This window comes from Novosphingobium olei (genome assembly GCF_012927405.1).
GTDB lineage: Bacteria > Pseudomonadota > Alphaproteobacteria > Sphingomonadales > Sphingomonadaceae > Novosphingobium > Novosphingobium olei.
Genome location: NZ_JABBGM010000030.1, coordinates 1 through 6383, shown reverse-complemented (window position 1 = coordinate 6383; position 6383 = coordinate 1). Strand labels below are relative to the sequence as shown.

6 protein-coding genes are annotated in these 6383 nt (G+C 53.5%); 4 read left to right on the top strand and 2 right to left on the bottom strand.

Annotated elements, in window-relative coordinates:
• Positions 1–133: 133 nt before the first annotated feature.
• The 4 genes from HHL27_RS21960 to HHL27_RS21945 all read left to right on the top strand — a co-directional run bounded on the left by HHL27_RS21960 (position 134) and on the right by HHL27_RS21945 (position 4179).
• Positions 134–280, top strand: a complete 147-nt coding sequence (locus tag HHL27_RS21960) for a hypothetical protein (RefSeq protein WP_169495497.1) — start codon at positions 134–136, stop codon at positions 278–280.
• A gap of 2265 nt (positions 281–2545) precedes the next feature.
• The gene (locus tag HHL27_RS21955) at positions 2546–3100 is read left to right on the top strand and encodes a hypothetical protein (RefSeq protein WP_206069794.1); all 555 of its coding nucleotides are present in this window, start codon (positions 2546–2548) and stop codon (positions 3098–3100) included.
• Between the two features lie 88 nt (positions 3101–3188).
• On the top strand, positions 3189–3434 hold the full coding sequence (locus HHL27_RS21950) for a hypothetical protein (RefSeq protein ID WP_169495495.1): 246 nt from the start codon (positions 3189–3191) through the stop codon (positions 3432–3434).
• Positions 3435–3996: 562 nt separating this feature from the next.
• On the top strand, positions 3997–4179 hold the full coding sequence (locus HHL27_RS21945) for a hypothetical protein (RefSeq protein ID WP_206069793.1): 183 nt from the start codon (positions 3997–3999) through the stop codon (positions 4177–4179).
• Positions 4180–4493: 314 nt separating this feature from the next.
• Here the strand turns inward: HHL27_RS21945 and HHL27_RS21940 are convergent, their stop codons facing one another.
• On the bottom strand, positions 4494–5189 hold the full coding sequence (locus HHL27_RS21940) for a response regulator transcription factor (protein ID WP_169495493.1): 696 nt from the start codon (positions 5187–5189) through the stop codon (positions 4494–4496).
• A gap of 998 nt (positions 5190–6187) precedes the next feature.
• Positions 6188–6383, bottom strand: a 196-nt coding sequence (locus tag HHL27_RS22305) for a hypothetical protein (RefSeq protein WP_206069792.1), incomplete at its 5' end; no start/stop codon positions are given.

The following is a 6383-nucleotide window of genomic DNA, read 5'->3' as shown; positions in this document are numbered from 1 at the left end:
GGTCACCGGCACCGGATGGGCCGATCTGCGCGACGATGGCTGGCTCGAAGGCGAAATCGCCTACGATAATGGCGACGACACAACCTTCATCGCCAAACCGTGGCCTTTTTCAGCAGCCTGCTAAAGGATTGTCGTGAAACCGGTCGTCAAGCGCGGCGTCTTCGACGACCATTATTCCAGTTTCATTGATAGCGTGTGCGCAAAAGCTAAAGTCGCGCGAAGCGTTAAAATCGGTTATACCGTGGCTGGCGGCGAAAAATACACTATGGTCGCCGACTAGGTTCACTGCGGCTCCAGGACAACGGAAAAGACCCGCCGCCAGATCGACAATCGGCTCAAGGCTGGACAGCCGACAAGTGGCGTCCAAATGATATTCGGCAAGAGCTCGAAGTCGCCCATGCTCATCAGGAGGTCGGTCAGGGCAGCGCAAGCATAATCCTCCACCAATCCGTTTGATCAGAACTTGGGCAATCTTGTATCAAAATGTAGTTCGAAATTTTACCTAACCGGAATTGACGAACCACTTTGCCATGTGCCCCCCCGCCGCTTACGATCAGTGTTGGTTCGATGCCCTTCCAAAGCGGCTTCATCTGTCCGCTGCCGCTGACGAGCAACATTGGGGAGGCGCACTGCCATACCCCGTGCCGATCAGTGCGGCGCGCTCATGCGGAACATCAACCGTGGCGCGAGTGCGACTACGTTGGCGTTGCTGCAGGCACCGAGCATCACCCGGCAGTGCCATGGTAGCACCAAAAGCGCTCCTACCGCTCCCGCACGCGCTGCTGCTGATCAAATCCGACTAAGACTGTATCATATCCAACGGCGGCCCAGCCCTGCTATTCAACCGGCAGTGCTCATCCAGCGCATTCAGCAACCGCAGCGCCTGCTTGCACTACCATATTGCCGTGTGCAACGTCTGCAGCATCACATTGGTCGCCGGACGGCTAAGCATCGACGAACTGGCCGCGCGGCGGCAACCGGTGCTATCTCTGCAGCTAAATACTGAAGGGACGCAGCTGCCGTGCAGACGGGACTAAGACGGGGCAGGTCCAATGCGCATGAACGTAGGTCGAGCAATGCGCTATACTGAGGCGCCCCCGCCCGTAGCTGAGCAGGCCATGACCTATGCAAGTTGGCTGCGACGTCCGCCGGACCATCGTAGTCTGAGGCCGATTAAGGCCGGACTGGGTTGCAGAGTTCGAGCCACGCCGCGCTTGACCGAGAGCATAGTCCACGTCGACGCAGGGTGCCTTGCTCCCCTTTCGTGACACATGCTGTTAGTGCTCATTACATAATGGCTCAGCGTTGGCTTGCCGGGGCCAAGGTCATGCTTTGCATCCCGCCTCCGCATCATGGGAGCACGGCTTTGGATATGCACACGGCGCTGTGCTCATCCTCGGCTTCTTGCACTCCCATCCGATCAGCACCAGCGTACGAGGCTGTGCCTTTCAGATCGAGGGGTCTGGAACTTTCGCCCGCTATCCCAGGCGCGACTTGGCGCAACCTCCAATGCCCGCAAAGCGATGGAGCAGAAGTGCAGCATGCTGCACCCGCTGGCATAAAAGAGAAGACGTTACCCTGGTGATTATCGACTCTGTCTTGTCCCCGAAACCAAAATGACAAAGTTCCTTCGCTTCGGTTGACATTCCAATCGCGTGGTTCCGGGTTTATGATCGTTAGATCTCAGTGACCAGAGGTGATCGGCGCATTCATCTTCTCCAACTATTATCCGGCTAACCACACCAAATCAATTTGCTACACAGGGCAAGACGAATTTTTCAACTGACACGCAAGCATTTGCAATGATATCTTTATATGCTCAATCGTCTCTTGCAATTGATGTGCCTCAGATCCGGCACGGGAACTGTTTAACGCAAGCGCCGCAGTCTCCAATGGCGGGATAAGGGCATCGACCAGCTGATAAAACACATCCTCCTCATCCTTAGCGAAGTCCTGGCCGGCGATCGGGGGACGCAGGATCAAGAAGCTCGCTACATCCCGATTGTCGCGACAGGATCTAATATGATCGGGCACGCGCTTCTCATCCACGTCGACGCACTACGCCCGATGCAATGTGTGCCGCACAATGAGTCAGGACACGTACAGAACACAAAACCAAGATGGCTGACTATACATCGATCATTGGGCCAGCTTAGATTGCACCAGCGCTTTAGCTAAACAATGTGTCATTAAGGCTAAATGGAACGGAGATCGGGTTGGGCATGAGCTAAAGTCACGGCGCTGAACTATTAAGCCGAAGGCATTGATATGCCAAATGCACGTTTTTGCTTTAAACAAATTGAATACACCTCACTATACCATATAATTTAGGTGTAATGAAAGACCATCTTATCACATCTTGTTTATCATTAAACGTATCTAACAAACATCGACACCAAGTACAAAGCTTGAGTAATCACCTTTCAATTTTGTCAAGCTGTGCTTTTTCTCACGTCAAAAAATCTCCGGCGCATAGCACTCCAAAACCTCTTGCCATATCTTTAGGAGATCGGTTAGATTTACCTCTATGATGGCGCACAATTTAATGCATACGAACGCACATGCGCGCGAGTACTTTCGCAAGGTTTACAATGAAATAGCGCGCAGGTTTGAGATCCAATTTATCGACGATGAATTTTTTTTCGAGCGTTACGCAAGCGTCGAGCACGTTTGCAAAACCATCCTTCGCTGCTTTAAGTCCGCGATGAAAAGCCCGCCTCATCGAACGCGTCAGTTGGTCAAAGCGACTGACATGGTGATTCAACTCCAGGCCTTGCTGGAAGCGATGCGCATCAATGGGTCTGCCTGGCGGGAGATCCGGGTAATTAGCTTTCATCCGACTGCTGACGACGTGGTCGAAAGGGTTGCCAAGGGATCTGGTCCACAGGCGAGCACCATGCTCGCTATTTTCAGTGTTCCGTCGATCCGCGCAGACGTTGGATTTGCTTCACTTCAGCAGCATGAGACCTTTGCCCTAAATGCAAAAGATATCACCAGCACCGTCACTTTTATGCAAGAGCGATCACTCCTGTGTCCTAAAGAAGCCTCAATCCTTCTTGATCACGCTTCCCGGTCACCGTCGCTTCACGGCGAAATGTAGAATTCTGTTATAGATTAGAGCGCTCAGCGGCCCGCTCTTTTTCAAAATATTTATGTTTGGCCCGAACACCAGTCGGGATGGCTGCGGCATGCCCTCAACGCCGGCGCGCACCTTCGCCCTCAGTGGCGGCGGGACGTTCCAGCAGGACCATTTTCGGCTGTCTGTGCACCTGATGGTCGGCGCCGAGGGCTTGATTGGCGAGCACTTTCCGCTTGAGATGGTAAGCCACCCGACCACCACGCGCGGGGCCATGCCTGTCAAGTCAAAAACTTTCGTCCCAGGCTGGAACCGTTCTACCTCATCTGACTTTCTCGATTTGCACCACAAATTGTGATGCGATCCGAACAACTTGCCCTCGACGCGGCCCTGTTTCCCGAAGCACCCGCGTCGGGGCATTTTTCCTCCGCACCGTTTGCTTTCGCAAGCGTTTCACGCTCTTATTGAGCATCTGCTAGAGCAACTGTTGGTTCAACGGAACCGGCGATGGGCCGGCGGTGACTTTCAAGCGCTCTCTGCGGCCGTTTCAGCGAAACTTTTGCGAGACGACCTGCCAGCTCATGCACCCATTCGCATTGCCATCCGGGGCGTTAGCTCGATTTATTGCCTGACAAATTGTTCGATCACAGAGACGTCGCCGCATAATCCATGGCTAACCTGCGAGTTCCGCTCACGACCACCTCGCGGAAGAATTGCAATTACCTTGCCGATAAACGCAACAATACTAAGCTTTCCTCGCGCTATAGATCGTTACCGGATAAAAATATCCCACTCGCACAGCCTACTTTTGACGCAACTACCGGTAACATTCATGGCGTCGTTTTCATCATGTCGTTGAGCTTGTCGCGAAAGCCGAGGTGTTAACTTCGTGGACCGTCGTGGGTCCGCGACTTCATAGCATGACTGGCAGCTATGCATGGCACATGGACGCCAAGCGCTTTTTGGCTCCCAACGTCGATATTTGGATCATGCTGTTGTGCCCATGCAAGTCGCCAGCGAATTTCATTAAATTCTTTGATGAGGTGCACAATCGACAGGGCACGGTCGAGATCATCATGGGGGAACTTTTCAAATTCGGCTAAAGCAAAGATTACTCGAGTCTGCGCGAGCTCCAAGTTTCTCAGGTATACTGCAAAACTGCCTTGCGCAGCGCGGTAGTCTGCCAGACTTTGGTCAAGCTTCACGAGATTCGCACTGGCCTGAGTTTGATCCGGCACGCACGGTCGCACGTCCCTTATAAGTCTTGCTAGTCGGTGCCGCATTTTGCCCCCGTCCAGATTTCTTTTCGCGATTTCGTCGAAGTAGCACCGGTTATAGGGCGCAGGCCCGGCGGCCTTCAGGCTCCTTCACCACGCTGCAAGCGATCCTCCAGAACCTATGCAAATCTGGCTATAAATTATGCCTGGCGTGCGAGTAGCCACATTCGCACCGCGTCTGCCAGATTGGTAGCACCAAGCTTGCCCATCATTTTCATACGGTGAATTTCAACCGTTCGCGGACTGATCTCAAGGTCTCGGGCGACCTCCTTATTGCTGCCCCCCATTGAGACAAGCTCCAACACCTGGCGCTCACGGGTCGAGAGGCTCGCAATCTTAGACGCGGCCTTTGCCGCGGCTACAAAATCGACCAGGCGGTCTACATGGTCGTCAATAACGTGGCTTATAATAATGCGGGCGGCATCAGGTTCGATTGGCAAAGTCAAATAGTCAATTGCTCCGGCTTTCATAGCCGCAACCACCGCTGCAACGCTCGGATTTTCGCTGCACGCAACCGCACCGAGCGCAAGTCCGGCTTCGCGCAACCGCATCTTTGCGATACTAAATTGACCGATGGTCGTTTCAACGACCAAAGCGATACCTCCGCTTGGTCGATACACAATAAGCTCGTCTATACTGGCATAAATTTCACATGTATAGGAACAGCTCGTCAGGATCCGGAAAATGCTCGCACGAGTTGATGCATCGTCACTGATGATGTGAATGCGGGAATTTTGCGCCAGATCGTAGCTTTTTTGCGAATGAATAGGCTCGGCAGGTGCGTAAGGAGCCATTGCCAACGTGACGCAATCTGACGTAGCAGTTGAATGTTCCATGCTTATTTTGCCCCCCATCCAAGAACGGCATTAGGTACTGCCGCCGGCGTTTTGTTAACCAACTCGTGGATAAGAAACAGCGACAGCATAATACGCGGGAATCCTAAGGACATGTCCTTATTCGCCGGTTTGCCTTACGTTCGCGACGCTTCCTTTTTCGTAGCAAATGCATAATACATCATCCGCGAAGGATACCAGGGAACCTCTAGGCCTAATGGAGGTCATTGAAGGTCATGGATGACTCTCAACAAGCGGCTGCAAAATGGGCGCCGGAATTATTGTCGGATCTTTTAGGGGCGACTACCGAGGAACAGCCAAAAGGCGGTGCTTTTCGAGGAGCATTTCTCCGAGCGGCAGAGGTGTCCTTAGCCAGTCGGGCGCGGCGGCGCGAAATTCTTGGAGAAGATCTTGCAGGGCAGAACTGCTGGGATATTCTTGTCGCACTGTACCTTGCATTCGCCGAAGGACGACCAACAAGCGTTACGGATATCAGCTCTGCGAGCGGCGTTCGAGGCGCAACCACAATACGGTAGCTAAATCTGATTGCCGAACACGGTATGATCGAGAGAGAGAGAGAGAGAGAGATCCTTATGACGGCGATCGAGCGATATCCTCTTATCTTCGTCCGCCAGCCCGTCATCGCCGGGCGGCTGCTCTACGGCCACCGATACTCTAGCAAACACGCTCGCCACTGCATCGCGCTCGATACGCTCAAACTCAGCCGATGCGAAGATGCATAGAGCCCCCTAGTCGTGCTACCGATGATGCCGAACCTTGATCCCGAAGATCCTGTGACGACACTTGCACGATCCGATCCAACTTTTTGCCGTAAGACCTTTGAATTACACAGAGCCGCATTAAAAGATATGCCCAGAGAGAGTTCGCGGGGAAACTGCTCAAATTTGCTTGTGGGCGGGTTGACCGGTGGTGGGGTATGAAGGGGTCGATATACCGGGGACCGGGTTTCGTTGTCACAGGCGCCGATGCGCCAGACCGCGCTATTTTGATTGCTGCTGCATGGTGCGATCGATGATCGCAGCGTTGTAGGGGGTCATCCTGACGAGCCGGGAGCTTAGGTGTTTGATCCCACGGTTTGATGGTGCGATCCTTTCGTTGGAATGGAAGGAAGCCGTATGGGACAGATACGTCATGGGTGCGCCACGACCACGCACGCCGTCCGAGCAGCAATACAGC